The organism is Mesorhizobium sp. M7A.F.Ca.CA.003.01.2.1 (assembly GCF_003998945.1).
In the GTDB taxonomy this organism is placed as follows: Bacteria; Pseudomonadota; Alphaproteobacteria; order Rhizobiales; family Rhizobiaceae; genus Mesorhizobium; species Mesorhizobium ciceri.
Genome location: NZ_RZRA01000010.1, coordinates 1 through 20,713, shown reverse-complemented (window position 1 = coordinate 20,713; position 20,713 = coordinate 1). Strand labels below are relative to the sequence as shown.

Sequence of the window (20,713 nt, the reverse complement as noted above, 5' to 3'; positions counted from 1 at the left end):
CGTCAGGGAGATCCGCGAAGCCAGCGCCAAGGGCCAGCCGACGCTGGTCGGCACCACCTCCATCGAAAAGTCCGAGCAGCTGGCCGAGCGCCTGCGCAAGGAAGGTTTTACCGATTTCGAAGTGCTGAACGCTCGCCATCACGAGCGCGAGGCGGCGATCGTCGCCCAGGCCGGCAAGCCCGGCGCCATCACCATCGCCACCAACATGGCCGGCCGCGGCACCGACATCAAGCTCGGCGGCAATGCCGAGATGCGGATCGAGGAAGAGCTGGGCGACATGCCGGCCGGCCCCGAACGCGAGGCGCGGGAAAAGGAAATCATTGCCGACATTGAGCGGCTGAAGGAAAAGGCATTGGCCGCCGGCGGCCTCTATGTGCTGGCCACCGAACGCCACGAATCGCGCCGCATCGACAACCAGCTTAGAGGTCGTTCAGGAAGACAAGGCGACCCCGGCCGCTCGAAATTCTTCCTGTCCCTGCAGGACGATCTGATGCGCATCTTCGGCTCCGAGCGCATGGACGGCATGCTGCAGAAGCTCGGCCTCAAGGAAGACGAGGCGATCATCCATCCGTGGATCAACAAGGCGCTGGAAAAGGCGCAGAAGAAGGTCGAGGCGCGCAACTTCGACATCCGCAAGAACCTGTTGAAATATGACGACGTCTCCAACGACCAGCGCAAGGTGGTGTTCGAGCAGCGCATCGAACTGATGGACGGCGAAGGCCTCTCCGAAACGATCGCCGAGATGCGCGAAGGCGTCATCGACGAGATCGTCGCCAAGGCCATTCCCGAAAACGCCTATGCCGAGCAGTGGAACGTTGCCGGGCTGAAGGCCGAGATCGCCGAGTTCCTGAACCTCGACCTGCCGGTCGAGGACTGGGCCAAGGAAGAGGGCATCGCCGAGGACGACATCCGCGAGCGCATCGCGCAGGCCGCCGAAGCCGCCGCCAAGGAGCGCGCCGAGCGTTTTGGCCCCGAGGTGATGAACTATGTCGAGCGCTCGGTGGTGCTGCAGACGCTCGACCATCTGTGGCGCGAGCACATCGTCAATCTCGACCATCTGCGCTCGGTCGTCGGCTTCCGCGGCTACGCCCAGCGCGATCCGCTGCAGGAGTACAAGGGCGAGGCGTTCGAACTCTTCCAGGCCATGCTTGGCAATCTGCGCCAGGCCGTCACCGCGCAGCTGATGCGCGTCGAACTGGTCCGTCAGGCCGCCGAAGCGCCACCTCCGGAAGCCCCCGACATGTTCGGCACCCATATCGACGGCAGCACCGGCGAAAACGACTTCGAAGGCGGCGAAACCGCCCTCCTGGTCCGCCCGGAGACAACCGCAATCGTCGCCCCCGAAGACCGCGACCCCAACAACCAGGCCACCTGGGGCAAGGTAGGCCGCAACGAAGCCTGCCCCTGCGGTTCGGGGAAGAAGTACAAGCACTGCCATGGGGCGTTTGCGTAAAGGCGCGGCGCTTTCCTTCTCCCGTCACTATACGGGGAGAAGGTGGCCCGCAGGGCCGGATGAGGGGCGGCGCCTGCGTTCGCGATTAGCCAATCTCCCCACCTGAGGGGGAGATGGCCGGCAGGCCAGAGGGGGGCGATGTCCCGCCGACTAAGCCGCCTCGAACTCGAACTTCAGCTGCGCGGCCTCATCCTCTGGCAGCCAAGGCACCATCTGAGGCACGATCTTGCGATAAAGCCGGGTGCTATCCTGATCGGCAACGTCTCCGTGCTGCGCGCCTCGGCGATGATGAAACAGCGGCGCAAACCTCAAACGCCTGTGCCGCCCCTCATCCGCCTGCCGGCACGTTCTCCCCGTATAGGGACGGGGCGAAGGAAATTCCTCACCCAACCGTTTCTTAATGTGTCTCCGCTACACCAACGCCTGAAAAAGAAGCGGAAAACGGAGAGAAATCGGGGTGCGCTTTTCCGCGGCCACGACTGCCGGGCGGTTCTTGCCGCAGCGTTGGGCGCTGCGCATGGGGCCGTTGCTTGGCCGCATCGATGCTGTGCTGTTCACCGCCGACGAGCGCGGCGAGGCCAGCCGCATGTCGGTTATCGCCTTCTCGGTCCGCATCGTCAGCGCCGTCATTGCCTTCGTCAGCCAGGTGCTGATGGCACGCTGGATGGGCTCGTTCGAGTACGGCATCTTCGTCCTCGTCTGGGTGACGATGGTCATCGTCGGCAATCTCGCCTGCCTGGGCTTCCACACCTCCGTCATCCGCTACATTCCCGAATACCGCGAGCGCGGCTTGATGGACGAGTTGCGCGGCATCGTGCTGGCCAGCCGTCTGTTCGTGCTGATCGCCTCGACGCTGATTGCCGGGCTCGGCGCGCTCGGCGTCTGGCTGGCGGCACCCTGGATCGAGAGCTACTATGTGATCCCGTTCATCCTCGGCGTCATCTGCCTGCCGATGATCGCCATGTCCGACCTTCTGTCGGGCCTGGCACGCGCCAACAGCTGGGCGCTGTTTGCCCTGTCGCCGACCTATCTGGTGCGGCCGGTGCTGATCCTGCTGTTCATGGCGCTGATGCTGCTGGCGGGCTATGCTCCTGACGCAAAGACCGCGATCTTCGCCTCGATCGCCGCCACCTACGCCACAACGCTCGGCCAGCTTATCGGTGTCACCCAGCGCATGGAACGGCAGATTCCGGCCGGGCCGATGAAGGTCCATTTCGCGCAATGGTTCGTCGTCTCGCTGCCGATCTTCCTGGTCGAGAGCTTCTTCTTCCTGCTGACCAATGCCGACGTGCTGATGGTCGGCGCCTATATGGACCCCAATGACGTCGCCGTCTATTTCGCCACGGTGAAGACCCTGGCGCTGGTGCATTTCGTCTACTTCGCCGTCAAGGCCGGCGTTGCCCAGCGCTACGCCCAGTTCACCCATGGCGACCCGCAAAGGCTCGCCGCCTTTGCCCGCGAGACGGTGTCGTGGACGTTCTGGCCTTCGCTGTTGATGGCGCTGCTGGTGCTGGCGCTCGGCGAGCCGATGCTGGTGCTGTTCGGCCCGGAATTCAGCAGCGGCTATCCCTTGCTGTTCCTGCTCGTCTTCGGCGTCGCGGCGCGCGCCGCCGTCGGCCCCTGCGAAAGCCTGCTGACGATGAGCGGCAACCAGAACATCTGCGCCGCCGTCTATGCCATGACGCTGGCCTTCAACATCGCCCTCAACGTGATGCTGATCCCGATGTTCGGCCTGTGGGGCGCGGCCATGGCCACCGCCTTTGCCATGATCTTCGAAGCCGGCGCGCTGTCCTTCACGGTGTGGCGCAAGCTCGGCATCGTCATGCTTATCTTCGTGCCTGCGAAAGGAGCCGCGTGATGGCTGCCATCCCGTTGCTTGAGGAAACCAGCGGCGGCACCGCCGGCGCCATGGTGTCGGGCCTTGCCGGGCTGACCCGTGACGCCGACCCCGCCCATATCGAGATTCTCGCCAACAACCGGCCCGAGCGCAAGCTCGCCATCTACCCGGCATCCGCCGGTTTCGACCTGGTCGAGGAGCTGGATTATCTCTGCGCCCGCACGGTCGAGCCCAACGTGTTCTTCAACCCGCGTTTCCTTGCGCCCGCCATGCCGCGGCTGGAAGATCGCGAGGTGCGGCTGGCGGTCATCCGCGACGGCGACGAATACCGCAACCGGCTGCGCCTTCTGGTGCCGTTCTCAGTGGAACGGCCGGTGGTGCCGCTCGGCGTGCCGGTGATGCGCACATGGTCGAGCCCGTTCGGTCCGCTCGGCACGCCGCTGGTCGACCGCGACGACCCGGTGGGCGTCGTCGAGGATTTCTTCTCGATGCTGTCGCGCCCGCATCTCAAGCTGCCGAAAGTGTTCGTCCTGCCCGATGTCCGGCTCGATGGCCCGGTGGCGAGCCTGTTTGCCACCGTGGCCGAGACGCGCGGCCTGATGCTGGTCACCACCGGCCAGACCCTGCGCCCGGCGCTGGAGAGCGAGCGCGACGGCGATGATTATCTGAAGGCCTCGCTGCGTTCGCACCATTATCGCGAATTCCGGCGGCTGAAGCGGCGCCTCGGCGACCTCGGCAGGCTGGAGCATGTCGTGGCGCGCGGCCCCGAAGACATCCGCCACGCCATCGAGAACTTCCTGACGCTGGAGGCGGCCGGCTGGAAGGGCCGCGAACGCACCGCCATGGCGATCGACCGTTTCCGCGCCGCCTTAGCCCGCGAAGCCGTGCACCGGCTGGCCGAGCAGGACATGTGCCGCATCCATTCGCTGACGCTCGACGGCCGCACCATTGCCTGCCTGATCGTCTTCGTCGAAGCCGGCATCGCCTACACCTGGAAGACCGCCTATGACGAGACGCTGGCCAGCTATTCGCCGGGCACCTTGCTGATGATCGAGGTGACCGGGCAGCATCTCGACGATCCCAACATCATGATGACCGATTCCTGCGCCGTGCCCGACCATCCGGTGATGAGCCGGCTATGGGCCGAGCGCAAGCCGATGGGCACGCTGGTGATCGGCCTGACGCCGGACGCCGACCGCCTCACCCGCCAGGCCGCCTCGCAACTGCACCTCTACCGCGAAACCCGCAACATGGCCCGCCTGCTGCGCAACCGCATGAAGAGCTTGTTGGGGCGGCGCTGAGAAAAGGCAAGGGTGCGGTTCTGGAAGGATGGCACATTTTCGCTGCAATATTTGACACAGAGGTGGCCGGGACTTTACTTCGATTGCCCAAGAGGCAAGCGCTAAGATCGACTTCCGCTTCAAAAAAACGAGATTTCTTGCAGCAATTTTCCGGTGAAACCCGGCAAGATCTACTCGCATTCTTGTCCTTGATGCACGATAGTCTAGTGATTCGGTCCGCGATGAGAGAAAAATGTCGCTGAATCATGAGGCCAACGGCGCCCGGCACATCAGTGCGAACGACAGCGCCGTTGTCCGAAGGGCCGACGAAGACTTCGAAGAACTGATTCGAAGCATCCGAGCCGCCACGCATCAAGCTTTGCCTCTCTTCGAAGAGGAGCCCGTGACCGGATTGGCCCAGTCAGACACGCTGGCCGCCTCCCTCGGCTCGACTTCGGCCCGGACGGGCTCGAGTCAGGCCCACGCCATGCGCGGCTCCTCGCTCTTGTCCAACGATGACGACTTGGCGTGGTCGCTGGTTGAGGACTATGTGGCCAGGCTCGATGCGCAAACGCACGATGCCGACGCTCCCGATACGGACAAATGGGACTTGCAGGAAGAGGTGGCGAAGCTGCAACGTTTGCAGGATCGCACCTCGAAAGAGCTTGGGCGAAAATCGCGCGAGCTATCGATCGCAAGCAAGACCATCGCCGACCTGGAGGTCCAACTCAACAGGGCACGGCAGACCATTGCGCAGGCGGATAGGCATGCCGGCCAGCGCGCAACACGGTTCCTCGAAGCGAATGTCGAGGTCGAGCGCCTGGGACGGAACCTGGCGCGCGTGTCGGGGCAACTCCGCGACGAGACCATGGCCAGGCAAGCCGCCGAGCAGGCGCGTGAGGACGTTGCATTGCGGCTCGCCAGCTTGCAACAGGCCGCCATGCTGCTTCGTTCCAAGGTCGCGGACTACCAAGTCCACAACGAACGACTGACCGGCAAACTATCTGCGCAGATGCTTGTACAGCAGGACCTGCAAGCGCGGCTGTCCACGGTCGAGCATCAGCGCGGCGTTCTCGGCGATTGCGCCGCCGCCGCGCAGGAACGGGCCGTCGAACTTGAAAAGAGGTTGCGCTTGCTCCAGCGCAGCACCCCCGATCAAAGCGTGGTCCGCGCAACGCCGAGCGCCGGGCAGCGCGCCGAGGACGTGGCCGAGCATCGGCGCCAAACCTCGGAAACCGAGATTGCGAATTTACGCCAGGAGCGCGACGCGGCGCGCCGAGACTGTGGCGCGGTGAAGGTTCAACTCGCCGATCTCCGCTTGCGCGGCATGACCGACGAACTCGCGCATGCCCGTTGCCGCAACGAGAACCGCCAGCTTCACCAAAGGCTGGAAACGCTGACACGCCAGGATCCGCCCAGCGGACCGGCAGCCGATGACAGCGCCGACCTAGAACGGACATTCGACGAATTGCTGGCAGCTGGCGAGATCGGCCCGGCCAATGACGGCGACCCCAGCGTGGCGCGCAAAGCGTGTTGATCGCCTGCTGAGACGTATCGGGAGCCAAAGCGACCGTGACGCCCTTCGTCTATTGAACTTCGAGTGGCCTGCCACCCGAAGCTCGGAGAGCGAAGGGTGGTGCCCCTAGCCGGGATCGAACCAGCACTCCTTGCGGAACTCGATTTTGAGTCGAGCGCGTCTACCAATTCCGCCATAGGGGCTCAGGCCGGGCGGCCTGGATGGCGCGGGACTATACGGTTGGAGGCCTGTTCGTCAACTGGCCAATTCCTCGTCGCCCCGGATGCGACCAAACTGCGCCTTTCGATTTCGTGACGGGGCTGCCATTGTGCAGCGCGGAAAATCTTTCTAGACAGGCGGCGCATCAAAGCGCGGCACGTCTGCGGGGACGGATGGCGTGCGCTGGGTCTTTGTTCTGTGCATGCCGTTACACCCCAACCTGCCTGCGCAATTGAACGACACGCATTAGGAGTGCCGATGCTTCGCGGACTTTACGACTGGACCCTGTCGCTGGCGGCCCGCAAATCCGCCGAATGGTGGCTGGCCTTCATCGCCTTCGTCGAAAGCTCGGTGTTCCTGGTGCCGGCCGACGTGCTCTATCTGCCGATGGCGCTGTCGCGGCCGGATCGCGCCTACCGCTATGCGCTGATCGCCACCGTCGCCTCGGTGCTGGGCGGCATCGCCGGCTGGTTCATCGGCCACTATGCCTATGACGCGGTCGCCAGGCCGATCCTCGAATTCTACGGCAAGTACGACGAGTTCGAGCAACTGCGCGCGGGCGCCGGCGTCGGCTTCATCGTCCTGATGCTGATCACGTCGGGTGCCGCCCACCTGCCGCCGATCAAGGTGGTGACGATCCTGTCCGGTGTCATCGGCGTCAATTTGCTGCTGTTCATCGTGCTGGCGATCGTGGCCCGCGGCGCCCGCTTCCTGCTGCTCGCCTGGCTGCTGCGCCGCTATGGCGAACCGATCCGCGAATTCATCGAAAAGCGCCTCGGCCTGATCGCCGGCGCCGGCGCGGTTGCCCTGATTTTGCTCTATATCCTGGTCAAATACGCGTTCTGAACAGAACCATTGCAAGCCGGACGGACCGATTGAAATGACAGCGACCATGAATGCCGACACCGGACGCCAGCGCACGCTGACCGCCTTGTTCCTCGCCGTCGCCATGGCCGCCACCGTTGGCTCGGCGCTCGGCTTCCAGTATCTCGGCGGCTATATCCCCTGCCACCTCTGCCTCGAACAGCGCACGCCCTACTATATCGGCGTCCCGCTGATGGTGCTGGCGGTGATTGCGTCGATGCTGCACGCACCCAGCTGGCTGACGCGCGGCCTGCTGGCCGTCGGCGGCATCCTGATGCTCTACGGCCTCTATCTCGGCGTCTACCACTCCGGCGTCGAATGGCAGTGGTGGGCCGGCCCGACCGATTGTACCGCAGGCGCCGGACCGGTCGACACCGGCGGCAAGGGCGTGCTCGACGCGCTCGACAAATTCGTGCCGCCGTCCTGCGACAAGGCCGCTTTGCGCATCCTCGGCCTGTCGCTGGCCGGCTGGAACGCCATCGCCAGCCTGATCCTCGCCGCCGTCGCCTTCCGAGCCGCTTTCGCCCGCGACTAAACCAATTCGATTGAACGGCGCGACGCAGAGTTCGAGCAAAAATTCGCCAGGCTGAGTCGGATGGCGCGGCTTTCGAGAACCGGAGCGGAGCGTACTGAAGTACGTGAGCACCGGAAGCGCAGAAAGCTGCGTCAGGCGGCCAGCATGGCGGATTTGTGCCGAACTCTATGGTTCGAGTTCGACATCCCAGTAGAGATAATCCATCCAGCTCTCATGCAGATGGTTGGGCGGGAACAGGCGGCCATTGTTGTGCAGATCGTGCACCGTCGGCTGGAAAGGCTTCTGCAACGGCCACATCTTGGCATGCGCCGGCATCATGCCGCCCTTCCTCAAATTGCACGGCGAACAGGCGGCAACGACATTCTCCCACGTCGTCGCGCCGCCGCGATGGCGGGGGATGACGTGATCGAAGGTCAGGTCCTCCGGCGTGCCGCAATACTGGCACTGGAAGCGATCGCGCAGGAAGACGTTGAAGCGGGTGAAGGCCGGGTGCCTGGAGGGCTTCACATAGGCCTTAAGACTGACAACGCTCGGCAGCTTCATCGAGAAGGTCGGCGAGGAGACGGCGTGCTCGTATTCGGCGACGATGTTCACCCGGTCGAGGAACACCGCCTTGATAGCGTCCTGCCACGACCAGAGCGACAAGGGGTAATAGCTGAGCGGACGGTAATCCGCATTCAGCACCAGTGCTGGAAGCCCATCCGGAGATACGGCAACCGTCACGTGTTCACCTCCTTGGTTCTAGACCCGAACGGCACGGATACTGTAAGCCCGACATGACAGGGATGTGAAGCGGATTGTCGCGTCGCTGAAGCGCCAAAAATGCATGATTTTTATGATTTTTCGCGGATTCAGGCCGGCGGCGCGGCGTCCCGCCCTCTGGTTTCACGATAATAGGACCAGAAAAGCCGCGATGCGACACCTCGCCACGGGCTCCATGATTCGGCCAATGCGATCAGCGTTTTCTCCGGCGGACGCGGCTCGATGCCGAGCGCGTGGCCGACCGCGCTCTGCAGCGCGACATCACGCGCGGGGAAAATGTCGGGGTGCCCGGCGGCGAATAAGAGGTACACTTCCGCCGTCCACGGGCCGATGCCGGACACCGCCGTCATCGTCGTGATCGCCTCCTCGGCATCGAGCGAACAGAGGTGATGCAGGTCGAGGCCGTCGACCACGGCCTGGGCAATTGCGATCAGGCCGCGCTGCTTCGGCCGCGACAGGCCGGCCTCGCGAAACATGTCCTCGCCGGCGGCCAGGATCGCCTGCGGCGTCAGCGGATCGACGAGCTTGGTCAGCCGGCCGAAGATCGCATCGGCGCTGGCGCGGGACACTTGCTGCGAGACGACGATCGACGCCAGGCTTCGAAACCCCGGTTCGGACAGCCGCAGCGGCACTTCGCCGGCCATGCCGCGCACCTTTTCCAGGCGCGGGTCGATCACGCAAAGCGCATCGAGCCCCCGGGCAATGTCGTCTGATGTCGCGATACGCTGCATGCTTTCTTGTTCCTGAACCGGCAGCACGGTAGCAATTGGCAAAACCGCCGCACAACCCGATTGCCGCCGCAGAGATGACACTCCTGACATTCCGCTTCGCGCCCAGCCCCAATGGCGACCTGCATCTCGGCCACGCCTATTCGGCGCTGCTCAACCAGAAGCTGGCGGCACGGGCGGACGGCCGCCTGCTGCTGCGCATCGAGGATATCGACACGACGCGCTGCACGCCGCAATTCGAGGCCGGCGTGCTTGCCGACCTGAAATGGCTGGGGCTTGGCTGGGAAGAGCCGGTGCGCCGCCAATCCGAGCATTTCGCCGAATACCAGGCGGTGCTCGAGCGGCTGGTCCGGGAGGAACTCGTCTATCCCGCCTTCATGAGCCGTGGCGAGATCCGCGCCTTCATCACCGACAGTGAAAAGCGTGGGCGCGACTGGCCGCGCGATCCCGATGGCGTGCCGCTCTACCCCGCCGCTGACAAGGCGCTGCCAGTCAAGGAACGCCAGCGGCGGATCGCCGGGAATGCGCCCTTCGCCTGGCGGCTGGATGTCGATGCCGCCTTGGCGCGTGTCGGCAAGGACCTGTCTTGGACCGAATTCGCCGACGAGACGCTTTCCGCGACACGCTCGATCGAAGCCCGTCCGCAGGACTGGGGCGACGTGATCGTGGCGCGCCGCGATATCCCGACCAGCTACCACCTCGCCGTCGTCATGGACGATGCCCTGCAAGGTGTCAGCCACGTCGTGCGCGGACAAGATCTGTTTTCCGCCACCGGCGTGCAGCGCCTGCTGCAGCAACTCCTGGGACTGCCGCAACCCGCCTATTTCCATCATCGCCTCATCCTCGGGCCCGACGGGCGAAAACTGTCGAAGAGCCTGGGCGATACCGGCCTTGCCGCCTTGCGCCATGCCGGCGCATCGCCTGACGACATCAGGCGAATGGTCGGGCTTTGAGCCCGGTGAGACCAAGAAGCCACCCCAGATGGGCCGGCGTTGAATTCCGGTGATCTATGGATCAACCGTTTCGCTTTGCGCGCCGGGGTGAACGGGATTAGAGCATCGCCACGGCAATTCTCTCCAGTGCGGCGGACTCCGGAACATGCACAGCATCAAGCGGTTCATTCCCGCCACCTTCGTCGTTCTGTGGGCGACCGGCTTCATTGGCGCGCGCTACGCCATGCCATGGGCGGAGCCGTTCACCTTCCTCGCCGCGCGGTTCGTCATCGCCGCCATCCTGCTGGCCGTCCTGATGCTTGTATTGGGTTCGAAAAAAGCCACCCGCGAGGAGGCGCTGCATGCCACCGGCGCGGGCATCCTGATGCATGGCGTCTATCTCGGCGCTGTGTTCTGGGCCATCCACAGGGGCATGCCGGCCGGCTTTTCGGCCCTCATCGTCGGCCTGCAGCCGCTGATCACGGCGGTGCTGGCCGGCAAATTCCTCGGCGAGGCGATCCTGCCGCGTCACTGGCTTGGCCTTGGCATCGGCCTCATCGGTATCGTCATCGTGCTGTGGCCGAAGCTCGGCGCGCTCGGCGGCGGCGTGACCGCGGCGACATTGACAGCCTCGCTGGTTTCGGTGCTCGGCATGAGCGCCGGCACCATCTGGCAGAAGCGCTTTGCCTCCGGCGGCGACCTCGTCGCGGCGACCATGTGGCAATATGTCGGCGGTGGCTCGCTGATGCTCGTCGCCTCCCTCGCCTTCGAAACCCACACGGTCGTCATCAATGGCGAACTCATCTTCGCCATGGCCTGGCTGGTGCTGGTGCTGTCGCTCGGCGCCATCTTCCTGCTGATGGTGATGATCCGCGACGGCGAGATGTCGAAGGTCGCCTCGCTGTTCTACCTGGTGCCGGCGGTGACGGCGATCATCGCCTGGGCCCTGTTCGACGAGCAGCTCAACGCACTTCAGATTGCCGGCATGGCGATCACGACATTCGGCGTCGGCCTGGCAACGGCGCGGCAGGCCAAGGGAAGAACTGTGGAATTGAGGAATTGAGGAATTGAGGAATTGAGGAATTGAGGAAGAAGCACAGACAGCGCCGGATATGGCCCGCTTTTTCTCCAATTCTTCAGTTCTTCAATTCCTCAATTCGCCCTGTCATCCCACCCGCGCACGCGCCTCCAGATAGCGGCTGATCGCGGCATTGAGCTCGCCGCCGAGGATGAAGATCGCCGACACCATGTAGAGGAAGACCACGGCGATCATGATCGAGGCCAGGCCGGCATAGGTCGTCACATAGGACGAGAAGTGGTCGAGATAGGTGGCGAAGATGGTCGAACCGATAAGCCATGCCGCCAGCGTGAAGACGATGCCCGGCACCAGCGACACGAAGCGGCGCTTGCCCGCCGGCAGCCAGAAATGGACGGCAAACAATCCGCCGACAATGACCGCCGAAGCGATGACGTAACGCCATAGCGTAATGGTGCCCATATAGGGCTTGATCCAGTCGATATGGGCTTCGGCGAGCCGCGCCAGCAGCGGCGCGAACACCAGGAGCACGCTGATCGCCAGGAAACCGGCCGTGGCGATGAGCACGAAGATGATGCTCTGCACCCGGCGGTAGATGATGCCGCGCGTTTCCGAGACGCGGTAGGCGCGGTTGAGCGACGTGCGCAGCGCCTCGATGCCGTTCGAGGCAAAATAGGCCGCAAGCACCACACCATAGGTCAAAAGGTCGGTGCGCCTGACGGTCAGCACATTGAGCACTTCGCGCGCGATCGGCTTGGCGATCTGTTCGGGCCAGGTGTCGAAGACCAGATGCACGGCCGTGTCGGAGAACGCCTGCGCGCCGAGGAAGCTCGCCAGCGTCGTCGCGAAGATCAGGAACGGGAACAGCGCCATCAGCGAGGTGATCGCCAGATGGCTGGCCATCGCCCAGCCGTCATCGGTGTTGAAATGGCCAAGTGCGTCGTAGAGGACCCGCTTGAGGGCTACGATCTTCCGCAACAAGAACCGCGCCCTCCAATTGTCTCCACGCCGGGAATATGGGAAGGGATTGCGGCAAATGGCAACCCTTGGCGAAACCACGAACAGTCCGGCGCAGAAGTTGCGCTCGATTATCATCACCGGTGCGTCTTCGGGAATAGGCGCGTACTGCGCCCGCGCGTTGAAGGCGGAGGGCTGGCGGGTGTTCGCAACGGCGCGCAAGCCGCAGGACATCGCCGCGCTCGAGGCCGACGGCATCGAGGCCTTCTATCTCGATTATTGCGAGCCGGACTCCATCGCCGCGCTGGTGACGGCGGTGCTCGACCGCACCGGCGGCCGGCTCGACGCCCTGTTCAACAACGGCGCCTATGCGCAGCCGGGCGCCGTCGAGGATCTGCCCGTTGCCGCGCTCAAGCAGCAGTTCGAGGCGAATTTCTTCGGCTGGCATGATTTGACCCGCCGGCTGGTGCCGGTGATGCGCCGCCAGGGTCAGGGCCGCATCGTCCACTGCTCGTCGATCCTTGGCCTCGTGCCGGTGCGCTTTCGCGGCGCCTATTCGGCGTCGAAGCACGCACTGGAGGCCTTGATGCTCTGCCAGCGCCAGGAACTGGCCGGCAGCGGCGTCCACGTTTCGCTGATCGAGCCGGGGCCGGTGAAGTCGAAGATCGCCAGCAATGGCCTCATTTGGTTTCTCAGCAACATCGACCACGAGAATTCCGTGCACCGCGTGGACTATGCGGCGCAACTCGAGCGACTGCGGGCCGGCGGCAGCCAATCGGCCTTGAAGCCAGGGCCGGAAGTGGTTCATGCGGCGCTGCGCCATGCACTTCTGTCGCGGCGCCCACGCCCGCACTATGTGGTAACAGTGCCCGCCAGGATCGGCGCGGTGCTCAGACGCATCCTGCCGGCATCGATGCTTTACCGCCTGATGGCCAAACGCGCCTGAACGCCAACCAACTGGAACGAAGCAATGGCAACCGTCTTCAACATTCTCGCCATTCTGGTCATGGTCGCCGTTGCGGTCGTGCTTGTTCGCGGCCTCATCAACATGATGCGCGGCGGCTCCGGCGTCACCTCGAACAAGCTGATGCAGGCGCGAGTCATGCTGCAGGCCGTGGCGCTGGTGCTGATCCTGCTGGCGGTGTATTTCACCCGCAAGTGAGGATGCCGGCGGCCGGGGAGGCGAAATGGTCAAGCTCAACAAGATCTACACCCGCACCGGCGATGATGGCACCACGGGTCTCGGCACCGGCGAGAGGCGGCTGAAATCCGATCTGCGGGTAGAGGCCTACGGCACGGTCGACGAGGCCAATGCCTGCATCGGCATCGCCAGGGTCCACACGGCCGCGGCCCATCCCGCGATCGACGCCATGCTTTCCCGCATCCAGAACGATCTGTTCGATCTCGGCGCCGATCTCGCCGTACCCGACGACGGCAAGCCGCTCGGCTATGAGCCGCTTCGCATCGTCGCCGTGCAGACCGACCGGGTCGAAAAGGACATCGACCTTCTCAACAAGGAGCTTCAGCCGCTCAAATCCTTCGTGCTCAATGGCGGCACAGCGGCGGCGGCGGCACTTCACCTTGCCCGCACCGTGGCAAGGCGAGCCGAAAGGCTGATGGTCGCACTGGCCCAGGACCCGAACGAGCACGTCAACCGCGACGGTCTGAAATACATCAACCGCGTCTCGGATTTCCTGTTTGTCGCCGCCCGGGCGGTCAATGACAACGGAAACGCCGACGTGCTATGGGTTCCCGGCAAGAACCGCTGATTGTCGAAAGCGGAAGAGGGCCTGGGGCATGTTCATCCCGCTTTACGACACCAACAGGCTGCGCCACATCCGCCTGCAATATGTGACCATCGGGCTGATCGTGGCCAACGCCCTGGTCTACCTCGCCACCGCGCTCGGCGGCGAGAGTTTCTCCAATGCCGCCGTGCTTGGTCTCGGCTTCATCCCGTCGGTCGTCCATGACACCGCCGAGCTCGATCCCCGTTTTATCGTCATCCCCGAAAGCCTGAGCTACCTCACCTATTCCTTCCTGCATGCCGACATCTTCCACCTCGGCGGCAACATGCTGTTCCTGTGGGTGTTCGGCGACAATGTCGAGGACGCGCTCGGTCACATCCGCTACCTCATCTTCTACCTGTTGTGCGCGATCGCCGGCGCCGCCTTCCAGGGCCTCGTCGCCTGGGACTCGCAGGTGCCGCTGATCGGTGCCTCGGGCGCCATCGCCGGCGTGGTCGTCGCCTATCTGATCCTTTATCCCAGGGTGAAGGTCTGGGTGTTGGCCTTCGCCCGCATCCCGCTGCGCATTCCGGCCTTCATCCCGCTCATCCTGTGGGTCCTCTTCCAGGTGGTGATGTTTGCCGCCGGCGGCGAGGATCAGATCTCCTGGGCCTGCCATATCGGCGGCATCATCGCCGGCGCCGTTCTGGTGCTTGTCTTGCGTAGCCGCGGCGTGCCGCTGTTTGCCGGCGCCGACGAAGACGTCGCGCCCGCCGCGCCCGACCAGCCGCCGGTTGCCACGGAACCGCTGATCCCCGATCAACCCGCCGCGACACCGCGCTGGGGACGCGGAAACGCTTCCAGTTCGGACTGAACCGATTTGAGCCACTTGCAGCGTATTGACGTGCAGGGTTGCCGCAACTACGGAAACGTCTCCGCCGCAACCTAAGGCGGGCAAAGACCAGAATTTCCATCCGGCCAGAATTTCCACCTGGAATGTCGGCTTTCGACAACTCAGAACGGGTGCAGGCTGTTATAGCGCGCCCAATTAGCGTGAAGAGGTGACAGGCAAATGAAGATCCTTGTGCCCGTGAAGCGGGTTGTGGATGCGAACGTCAAGGTTCGCGTGAAGGCTGATGGTTCGGCGGTGGAGCTCGCCAACGTCAAGATGGCGATGAACCCGTTCGACGAGATCGCGGTTGAAGAAGCGATCCGGCTGAAGGAAGCTGGCAAGGCGGAAGAAATCATCGTCGTCTCGATCGGCCCGCAGCAGGCGCAGGAAACCCTGCGCACGGCGCTCGCCATGGGCGCCGACCGCGCCATCCTGGTCAAGACCGACGAACAGACCGAGCCGCTCGGCGTCGCCAAGGTGCTGAAGGGCGTCGTCGACGCCGAGCAGCCCGGCCTCGTCATCCTCGGCAAGCAGGCGATCGACGACGATTCCAACCAGACCGGCCAGATGCTGGCGGCACTGTTGGGCTGGGCGCAGGGCACCTTCGCCTCCAAGATCGTGCTCGACGGCGACAAGGCCAAGGTGACGCGGGAAGTCGATGGCGGCCTGCAGACGGTGGAACTGAAGATGCCGGTGATCGTCACCGCCGACCTTCGCCTCAACCAGCCGCGCTATGCCTCGCTGCCCAACATCATGAAGGCCAAGAAGAAACAGCTCGACGAGAAGAGCCCGGCCGACTACGGCGCCGACGTCAAGCCGCGGCTGAAGGTCATCAAGACCGAAGAGCCGAGCGGCCGCAAGGCAGGCGTCAAGGTCAAGAGCGTCGCTGAGCTGGTCGACAAGCTGAAGAACGAAGCCGGCGTGCTGTAAGGAAATCCGATGAGGCCGGCCTGCAAACGGCTGGCTTCTCCGCTTCCGGTGCTCACGTACAGAAGTACGCTCCGCTCCGGTTCTCGAAACCAACCGTTTTCGACTCGGCCTGACCGGATTTCAGGGAGCCGCGAAGACGAAAGTCAGGAATATCATCAATGGCTATTCTTCTGATTGCAGAACACGACAACGCAACCCTTTCCGACCAGACCGCCAAGGCGCTGTCGGCCGCGCTGCAGATCGGCTCGGACGTGCATGTGCTGGTTGCCGGCAAGGGCGCCAAGCCGGCAGCCGACGCTGCCGCCAAGCTGAAGGGCGTGAGCAAGGTGCTGTTGGCCGAGGCCGACGAGCTTGCCGAGCGCCTGGCCGAACCGACGGCAGCGCTCATTGTGTCGCTGGCGGGCGCCTACGACACCATCATCGCGCCGGCGACCTCGTCGGGCAAGAATGTCGCGCCGCGCGTGGCTGCGCTCCTCGATGTCGCGCAGGTGTCCGAGATCATCGAAGTCGTATCGCCCGACACCTTCAAGCGGCCGATCTATGCCGGCAACGCCATCCAGACGGTGCAGTCGAGCGACGCCAAGAAGGTGATCACCGTGCGCACCGCCTCCTTCCAGGCAGCCCCCGAGGGCGGCTCGGCAGCCGTCGAGACCGTTAAGGCCGCGGCGAATCCGGGCCTCTCCACCTTCATCGAGAACAAGCTTTCCGAGACCGACCGTCCGGAGCTGACCTCGGCCAAGATCATCATCTCGGGCGGCCGCGCGCTGGGCTCCTCGGAGAAATTCCAGGAGGTCATCCTGCCGGTTGCCGACAAGCTCGGCGCCGCGGTCGGCGCTTCCCGCGCCGCCGTCGATGCCGGCTATGCGCCGAACGATTGGCAGGTCGGCCAGACCGGCAAGGTGGTTGCCCCCGATCTCTACATCGCGGTCGGCATCTCCGGCGCCATCCAGCACCTTGCCGGCATGAAGGATTCCAAGGTCATCGTCGCCATCAACAAGGACGAGGAGGCGCCGATTTTCCAGGTTGCCGACTACGGCCTCGTCGGCGACCTGTTCGTCATCCTGCCGGAACTGCAAAAGGCGCTTTGACGCTTTCTGCCAAAGCGTATTAAATGGTGAGGGTGGGGTAGACGAAGTCGCCCCGCCCTTTTAGTTTGCACCGCACAAAAAGCAGGCCGCAAAGGCTGAAAGCAATCCAGCAAAAGTGCGCAGCGGTTTTGCGTCCGGGATTGCGGTAAAATAAAAGGTGGAGCGCTTTCGCAGTTCAAGCGGAAGGGTTCAGGACGGGATCGGTGTAATGAGCAAGATCGAGACGATCGGCATCATCGGCGCGGGCCAGATGGGTGGCGGCATCGCCCATGTCTCCGCGCTTTCAGGCTACAAGGTATTGATCTACGATATCTCGCCCGACCGCATCGAGAAGGGCATCGCCACGATCAGCGGCAACATGGCCCGCCAGGTGGGGTCCGGCAAGCTCGACGAGAAGGTGCGCAACGATGCGATGGGCCGCATTTCGGCCGCGCCCGCGATGGCCGATCTTGCGGGTGCTGACCTGGTGATCGAGGCGGCGACCGAGGACGAGACGGTCAAGCGCAAGATCTACGCCCAGCTTTGTCCGCAGCTCAATCCCGAAGCCATCCTGGCGACCAACACCTCGTCGATCTCGATCACGCGGCTTGCCGCGCAGACCGACCGGCCCGAGCGGTTCATCGGCATACATTTCATGAACCCGGTGCCGCTGATGAAGCTGGTCGAACTGGTGCGCGGCATCGCCACCGAGGACCAGACCTTCGAGGCAGCCAAGACCTATGTGAAGCAGCTCGACAAGACGATCACGGTCTCGGAGGATTTTCCTGCTTTCATCGTCAACCGCATCCTGCTGCCGATGATCAACGAGGCGATCTACACGCTCTATGAGGGTGTCGGCTCGGTCGACGCCATCGACACCGCGATGCGGCTCGGCGCCAACCATCCGATGGGGCCGCTGCAGCTGGCTGACTTCATCGGGCTCGATACCTGCCTGTCGATCATGCAGGTGCTGCATGACGGCCTGTCGGACTCCAAGTACCGCCCTTGCCCGCTCCTGGTGAAATATGTCGAGGCCGGCTGGCTCGGCCGCAAGACCGGGCGCGGCTTCTACGACTATCGCGGCGAGCATCCCGTCCCGACGCGCTGAGCGGATCGTCGGCGCAAATCAGGGACAAGCCTTTCGGTTCAGCGGCGACGGGTCTATCAGGAGGCCACCGCCAGTGGCTCTGTCCGGCCATCCACGATCTGTGCGTCGGGCGCCACGGAGACACAGCCACGGCCCGCCGCCTTGGCGGCATAGCAAGCCGCATCGGCCCTGGCGATGATCTCGTCGACCTCGCCACAATTGGCATTGATCGCAGCCAACCCGATGCTGGCGCCGATCACGTGAGGACGGCCGTCCCAGGTGAAGTCTAGCCCGCCGATCGCATCGATGATGGAGCGCGCCGCGATCTTGGCGCCGGCTGCCGAACCCGATTTCAAAACGACCGCGAATTCGTCGCCGCCGAGGCGAGCGACGATGTCGTCTGGACCAAGCACGCCGCGAATAGCCACGGCAACCCGCTTCAGCAGCGCGTCTCCCGCCGCGTGGCCACCCGTGTCGTTGACCAGTTTGAAGTGGTCGAGGTCGATGAACATGAACTGATGTCCGGCGCCTCCGACCGACCTTGTCGTGTCGCCGACCAACCTTGTCGTGTCGGCGGTGCCGTCCTTGCGCGCCTGGTCGACGAGGTCCTCCATGGCGCGGATGAAGCTGGAGCGGTTGGCAAGGCCGGTCAGCGCATCGTGTGCCGCGGCGTGGGCGAGCTGGCGCTGCAGCGCGCGCGCATCGGTAAAGTCCTGGAAGACGATGACCAGCCCGCAGAATTCGTTGCGGTCGTTGACGATCGGCGACACCACCTGGCGGATGCTGCAGCGCGTGTCGTCGCGCCGGATGAGGACGGCGCGGCTGTTCTGGTCGGCGGGCGCATGAACGCCAACCGCGGGCCGGGTCACGCCGATCCTGTGCCCCGTCTCCTCGTCGACCGCCCAGTAGACATGGCCAAGCATCTTGCCGAGAGCCTCGCCGCCGGCAATCCCGGTCAGCTTTTCGGCGACCGGGTTCATGAAGGTGATCCGGTTTGCGGCATCGGTGCAGATGACGGCATCGCCGATCGATTGCAGCGTCACCCTCAGCCGCTCCTTTTCATCGGCAAGCATTGCCGCCGACACGGTGAGGCGCTCTTCGGCCTCCTTGCGGCGGGTGATGTCGGTCAAGCTGCCGATGGCCCTGATCAGCCGTCCATCCTCATCACGTTCGATGGCCTTGCCGCGGTCGAGGATCCACACCCAGTGGCCATCCTTGTGGCGCATCCTGAACTCGGCCTCAAAGAACGGTGTCTTGCCCTCGAGATGAGCGCGATCCGCTTCGGCGACAGTCTCGCGATCATCAGGATGGATCATCGTCAGCCAGCGGTCGGTGTCGCCATCGAGCTCGCCATCCGCATAGCCCAGCATCTTGACCCAGGTCGAGGAATAGGTCGTGCCGCCCTTGCGCATGTCGAGGTCCCAGACGCCCTGGCCGGCGCCGGCGAGCGCGAAATTCCAACGCGTTTCCGCTTCGGCAATGCGCGCCTCGGCCTGCTTGCGAGCGTCGATGTTCTCGATTTGCGAGACGAGATAGAGCGGGCGGCCGCTGGTCTCATCGCGAATGACCGAACCGGCAAGATGGGCCCAGACGGGCGTTCCGTCCTTGCGGAGATAGCGCTTCTCGAAATGGAAGGAATTGACCGTGCCCGCCTTCAGATCGTCCATCGTCTCCCGCCCGATCTGCTGGTCGTCGGGATGCGTGATCTGGAAGAAAGTCAGCGTCTCGATCTCTTCGCTTGTGTAGCCAAGCATGGCCGCGAAGGCCGGATTGGTCTGGCGGATGCGCCCATCGAGACCGACAACGACGATACCGATCGCTGAATCCTCCATGGCGCGGCGGAAGCGCAGCTCGCTCTCGGCGATCTGTTGGCGATCCATGCTGATCCTGCGGGTGGACAGGGCGGCGAGGAACAGCGCGCCCGCCGCCACTGCCATCGCGATCTGCAGGCAGAGTTTCAAGGCTTCGGTGCCCAGGTCCAGGCGCGACAGCAGGATCGAGGCCGCCAGCACGCCCAGGCCGGCGACGAGCAACGCCAGCCCTGCACGCCCAAGAGATTCTCGGCTGGTCAATCCTCGCCGCATCACGATACGTGCCACCCCCGTGCGCAAACGCATGTTCTCGCCTCAACCTTGGCGGATCGATTTTAAGGAAAGGTTGCGTCAGGCATTCCGGTGCCATCGCTAACCGGCAAACAATTGCCGGCATGATTAAGGATCGGTATGCGCGAGCGGGCGAGCGTGGCGCAACGCTACCAGCGCACGAAAAACCGTCCGCCGAGCGCGCCAAGCAATGCGAGCGCTGCAATGGCTATCGTGTACCAGGTGGCGACGAAAAGCGGCGAATCGTCGAAGCAGTGGGCGGCATAGAAGGTTGCCGCCAGCCCGCCGGCGAGCAGGCCTGCCACCGCACCGGCAAGCACCGGCCGTGTCGGCGCCCCGTAGCGCAGCATCCACAGGAAGATGGCAAGCGGACCGAGGCCGATCAGCGGGATGAAAGCCATGCAGATCATCATGTTGGAGCCGACCATTTTGGTTCCCCACAGCGCCTCCGGCACCATGAAAAGCTCCAGAACCACCGCCACGGCTACCAGCACTGGCGCCGCAGCCATCCCAACCATCGCCCGGCCCGTCGACGCACCCGGTGTCGACAAGGCGCGGATCAGGGCGAAGGCGCTGACGGCAAGCACGATGGTGAAAACGAATTTGGAAAGGAAGCGCATCGTGTGCGCGGCCGCCATGAAATCCGGGCGTGGGCCGATGGTCAGCAGGAAAACGACGGCCGCGATCACCGCTGCCGCACCGGCGGCCAGCCACCAGGCCGATTGCAGCGGCATCGCCTTGCTGGTTGCATCGGCGTCCAGCGCCTTGATGAGATCGTCCGTTCTCATGTCA

Annotated in this window: 20 protein-coding genes and 1 tRNA gene; 15 read left to right on the top strand and 6 right to left on the bottom strand. The window is 64.1% G+C overall.

Annotation, left to right across the window (positions count from 1 at the left end; genetic code table 11):
• The 4 genes from EN969_RS01390 to EN969_RS01370 form a co-directional block, all read left to right on the top strand.
• The coding region (locus tag EN969_RS01390; protein ID WP_206525123.1) for an SEC-C metal-binding domain-containing protein at window positions 1–1,453 on the top strand (1,453 nt) is incomplete at its 5' end.
• 457 nt (window positions 1,454–1,910) lie between these two features.
• Entirely contained in the window at window positions 1,911–3,311 is a 1,401-nt protein-coding gene (locus EN969_RS01380) for a lipopolysaccharide biosynthesis protein (protein ID WP_063169078.1), read from the top strand.
• Window positions 3,311–4,591 (top strand): GNAT family N-acetyltransferase, encoded by a 1,281-nt coding sequence (locus EN969_RS01375; RefSeq protein ID WP_127418970.1) that lies wholly within the window; start codon window positions 3,311–3,313, stop codon window positions 4,589–4,591. Before EN969_RS01380 ends, EN969_RS01375 begins: the two co-directional genes overlap by 1 nt.
• A 232-nt stretch (window positions 4,592–4,823) precedes the next feature.
• The gene (locus EN969_RS01370; RefSeq protein WP_063169080.1) at window positions 4,824–6,107 is read left to right on the top strand and encodes a hypothetical protein; all 1,284 of its coding nucleotides are present in this window, start codon (window positions 4,824–4,826) and stop codon (window positions 6,105–6,107) included.
• Between the two features lie 97 nt (window positions 6,108–6,204).
• Here the strand turns inward: EN969_RS01370 and EN969_RS01365 are convergent.
• A tRNA-Leu gene (locus tag EN969_RS01365) sits at window positions 6,205–6,289 on the bottom strand.
• A gap of 274 nt (window positions 6,290–6,563) precedes the next feature.
• Between EN969_RS01365 and EN969_RS01360 the strand changes: the two genes are divergently transcribed.
• Window positions 6,564–7,151 (top strand): YqaA family protein, encoded by a 588-nt coding sequence (locus EN969_RS01360; RefSeq protein ID WP_013529435.1) that lies wholly within the window; start codon window positions 6,564–6,566, stop codon window positions 7,149–7,151.
• 34 nt (window positions 7,152–7,185) lie between these two features.
• On the top strand, window positions 7,186–7,704 hold the full coding sequence (locus EN969_RS01355; protein WP_063169081.1) for a disulfide bond formation protein B: 519 nt from the start codon (window positions 7,186–7,188) through the stop codon (window positions 7,702–7,704).
• A 165-nt stretch (window positions 7,705–7,869) separates the two neighbouring features.
• On the opposite strand, the gene EN969_RS01350 is transcribed toward EN969_RS01355, so the two are convergent.
• The gene (locus EN969_RS01350) at window positions 7,870–8,427 is read right to left on the bottom strand and encodes an HNH endonuclease (RefSeq protein ID WP_006328497.1); all 558 of its coding nucleotides are present in this window, start codon (window positions 8,425–8,427) and stop codon (window positions 7,870–7,872) included.
• Between the two features lie 128 nt (window positions 8,428–8,555).
• The gene (locus EN969_RS01345; protein ID WP_013529433.1) at window positions 8,556–9,197 is read right to left on the bottom strand and encodes a DNA-3-methyladenine glycosylase; all 642 of its coding nucleotides are present in this window, start codon (window positions 9,195–9,197) and stop codon (window positions 8,556–8,558) included.
• A 74-nt stretch (window positions 9,198–9,271) separates the two neighbouring features.
• On the opposite strand from EN969_RS01345, the gene gluQRS reads away from it, so the two are divergent.
• Both gluQRS and EN969_RS01335 read left to right on the top strand, forming a co-directional pair.
• Window positions 9,272–10,147 (top strand): tRNA glutamyl-Q(34) synthetase GluQRS, encoded by an 876-nt coding sequence (gluQRS, locus tag EN969_RS01340; RefSeq protein ID WP_063169082.1) that lies wholly within the window; start codon window positions 9,272–9,274, stop codon window positions 10,145–10,147.
• A gap of 145 nt (window positions 10,148–10,292) precedes the next feature.
• Window positions 10,293–11,189 (top strand): DMT family transporter, encoded by an 897-nt coding sequence (locus EN969_RS01335; RefSeq protein ID WP_063169083.1) that lies wholly within the window; start codon window positions 10,293–10,295, stop codon window positions 11,187–11,189.
• Between the two features lie 102 nt (window positions 11,190–11,291).
• Here the strand turns inward: EN969_RS01335 and EN969_RS01330 are convergent, their stop codons facing one another.
• On the bottom strand, window positions 11,292–12,143 hold the full coding sequence (locus tag EN969_RS01330) for a YihY/virulence factor BrkB family protein (RefSeq protein WP_013529430.1): 852 nt from the start codon (window positions 12,141–12,143) through the stop codon (window positions 11,292–11,294).
• Between the two features lie 55 nt (window positions 12,144–12,198).
• On the opposite strand from EN969_RS01330, the gene EN969_RS01325 reads away from it, so the two are divergent.
• The 7 genes from EN969_RS01325 to EN969_RS01295 all read left to right on the top strand — a co-directional run bounded on the left by EN969_RS01325 (window position 12,199) and on the right by EN969_RS01295 (window position 17,840).
• Window positions 12,199–13,065, top strand: coding sequence for an SDR family oxidoreductase (locus EN969_RS01325; RefSeq protein ID WP_013529429.1), 867 nt, complete (start codon window positions 12,199–12,201; stop codon window positions 13,063–13,065).
• A gap of 24 nt (window positions 13,066–13,089) precedes the next feature.
• Window positions 13,090–13,281, top strand: coding sequence for a twin transmembrane helix small protein (locus EN969_RS01320; protein ID WP_013529428.1), 192 nt, complete (start codon window positions 13,090–13,092; stop codon window positions 13,279–13,281).
• Between the two features lie 25 nt (window positions 13,282–13,306).
• Window positions 13,307–13,888 (top strand): cob(I)yrinic acid a,c-diamide adenosyltransferase, encoded by a 582-nt coding sequence (locus EN969_RS01315; RefSeq protein WP_013529427.1) that lies wholly within the window; start codon window positions 13,307–13,309, stop codon window positions 13,886–13,888.
• A 28-nt stretch (window positions 13,889–13,916) separates the two neighbouring features.
• Complete coding sequence (locus tag EN969_RS01310; RefSeq protein ID WP_027163501.1) at window positions 13,917–14,717, top strand: rhomboid family intramembrane serine protease; 801 nt, start codon at window positions 13,917–13,919, stop codon at window positions 14,715–14,717.
• Window positions 14,718–14,915: 198 nt separating this feature from the next.
• Window positions 14,916–15,665: an electron transfer flavoprotein subunit beta/FixA family protein gene (locus EN969_RS01305; protein WP_013529425.1), complete on the top strand. Its 750-nt coding sequence runs from the start codon at window positions 14,916–14,918 to the stop codon at window positions 15,663–15,665.
• Window positions 15,666–15,823: 158 nt separating this feature from the next.
• Window positions 15,824–16,753 carry an electron transfer flavoprotein subunit alpha/FixB family protein gene (locus EN969_RS01300; RefSeq protein ID WP_024503779.1) on the top strand — a complete coding sequence of 310 codons (930 nt, stop codon included), beginning with the start codon at window positions 15,824–15,826 and terminating at the stop codon, window positions 16,751–16,753.
• 208 nt (window positions 16,754–16,961) lie between these two features.
• Window positions 16,962–17,840: a 3-hydroxybutyryl-CoA dehydrogenase gene (locus EN969_RS01295; protein WP_013529423.1), complete on the top strand. Its 879-nt coding sequence runs from the start codon at window positions 16,962–16,964 to the stop codon at window positions 17,838–17,840.
• A 56-nt stretch (window positions 17,841–17,896) separates the two neighbouring features.
• On the opposite strand, the gene EN969_RS01290 is transcribed toward EN969_RS01295, so the two are convergent.
• Window positions 17,897–19,936, bottom strand: coding sequence for a PAS domain S-box protein (locus tag EN969_RS01290; RefSeq protein ID WP_082826552.1), 2,040 nt, complete (start codon window positions 19,934–19,936; stop codon window positions 17,897–17,899).
• A 134-nt stretch (window positions 19,937–20,070) separates the two neighbouring features.
• Complete coding sequence (locus EN969_RS01285; protein WP_013529421.1) at window positions 20,071–20,709, bottom strand: NrsF family protein; 639 nt, start codon at window positions 20,707–20,709, stop codon at window positions 20,071–20,073.
• Between the last annotated feature and the right edge of the window lie 4 nt (window positions 20,710–20,713).

What these genes read in the sequence shown, in the direction of transcription:
- EN969_RS01375 (WP_127418970.1), top strand. Translation starts at nt 3,311, where the DNA reads ATGGCTGCCATCCCGTTGCTTGAGGAAACCAGCGGCGGCACCGCCGGC.
- EN969_RS01370 (WP_063169080.1), top strand. Translation starts at nt 4,824, where the DNA reads ATGTCGCTGAATCATGAGGCCAACGGCGCCCGGCACATCAGTGCGAAC.
- EN969_RS01360 (WP_013529435.1), top strand. Translation starts at nt 6,564, where the DNA reads ATGCTTCGCGGACTTTACGACTGGACCCTGTCGCTGGCGGCCCGCAAA.
- EN969_RS01355 (WP_063169081.1), top strand. Translation starts at nt 7,186, where the DNA reads ATGACAGCGACCATGAATGCCGACACCGGACGCCAGCGCACGCTGACC.
- EN969_RS01345 (WP_013529433.1), bottom strand. Translation starts at nt 9,197, where the DNA reads ATGCAGCGTATCGCGACATCAGACGACATTGCCCGGGGGCTCGATGCG.
- gluQRS (WP_063169082.1), top strand. Translation starts at nt 9,272, where the DNA reads ATGACACTCCTGACATTCCGCTTCGCGCCCAGCCCCAATGGCGACCTG.
- EN969_RS01335 (WP_063169083.1), top strand. Translation starts at nt 10,293, where the DNA reads ATGCACAGCATCAAGCGGTTCATTCCCGCCACCTTCGTCGTTCTGTGG.
- EN969_RS01325 (WP_013529429.1), top strand. Translation starts at nt 12,199, where the DNA reads ATGGCAACCCTTGGCGAAACCACGAACAGTCCGGCGCAGAAGTTGCGC.
- EN969_RS01320 (WP_013529428.1), top strand. Translation starts at nt 13,090, where the DNA reads ATGGCAACCGTCTTCAACATTCTCGCCATTCTGGTCATGGTCGCCGTT.
- EN969_RS01315 (WP_013529427.1), top strand. Translation starts at nt 13,307, where the DNA reads ATGGTCAAGCTCAACAAGATCTACACCCGCACCGGCGATGATGGCACC.
- EN969_RS01310 (WP_027163501.1), top strand. Translation starts at nt 13,917, where the DNA reads ATGTTCATCCCGCTTTACGACACCAACAGGCTGCGCCACATCCGCCTG.
- EN969_RS01305 (WP_013529425.1), top strand. Translation starts at nt 14,916, where the DNA reads ATGAAGATCCTTGTGCCCGTGAAGCGGGTTGTGGATGCGAACGTCAAG.
- EN969_RS01300 (WP_024503779.1), top strand. Translation starts at nt 15,824, where the DNA reads ATGGCTATTCTTCTGATTGCAGAACACGACAACGCAACCCTTTCCGAC.
- EN969_RS01295 (WP_013529423.1), top strand. Translation starts at nt 16,962, where the DNA reads ATGAGCAAGATCGAGACGATCGGCATCATCGGCGCGGGCCAGATGGGT.
- EN969_RS01290 (WP_082826552.1), bottom strand. Translation starts at nt 19,936, where the DNA reads ATGCGTTTGCGCACGGGGGTGGCACGTATCGTGATGCGGCGAGGATTG.
- EN969_RS01285 (WP_013529421.1), bottom strand. Translation starts at nt 20,709, where the DNA reads ATGAGAACGGACGATCTCATCAAGGCGCTGGACGCCGATGCAACCAGC.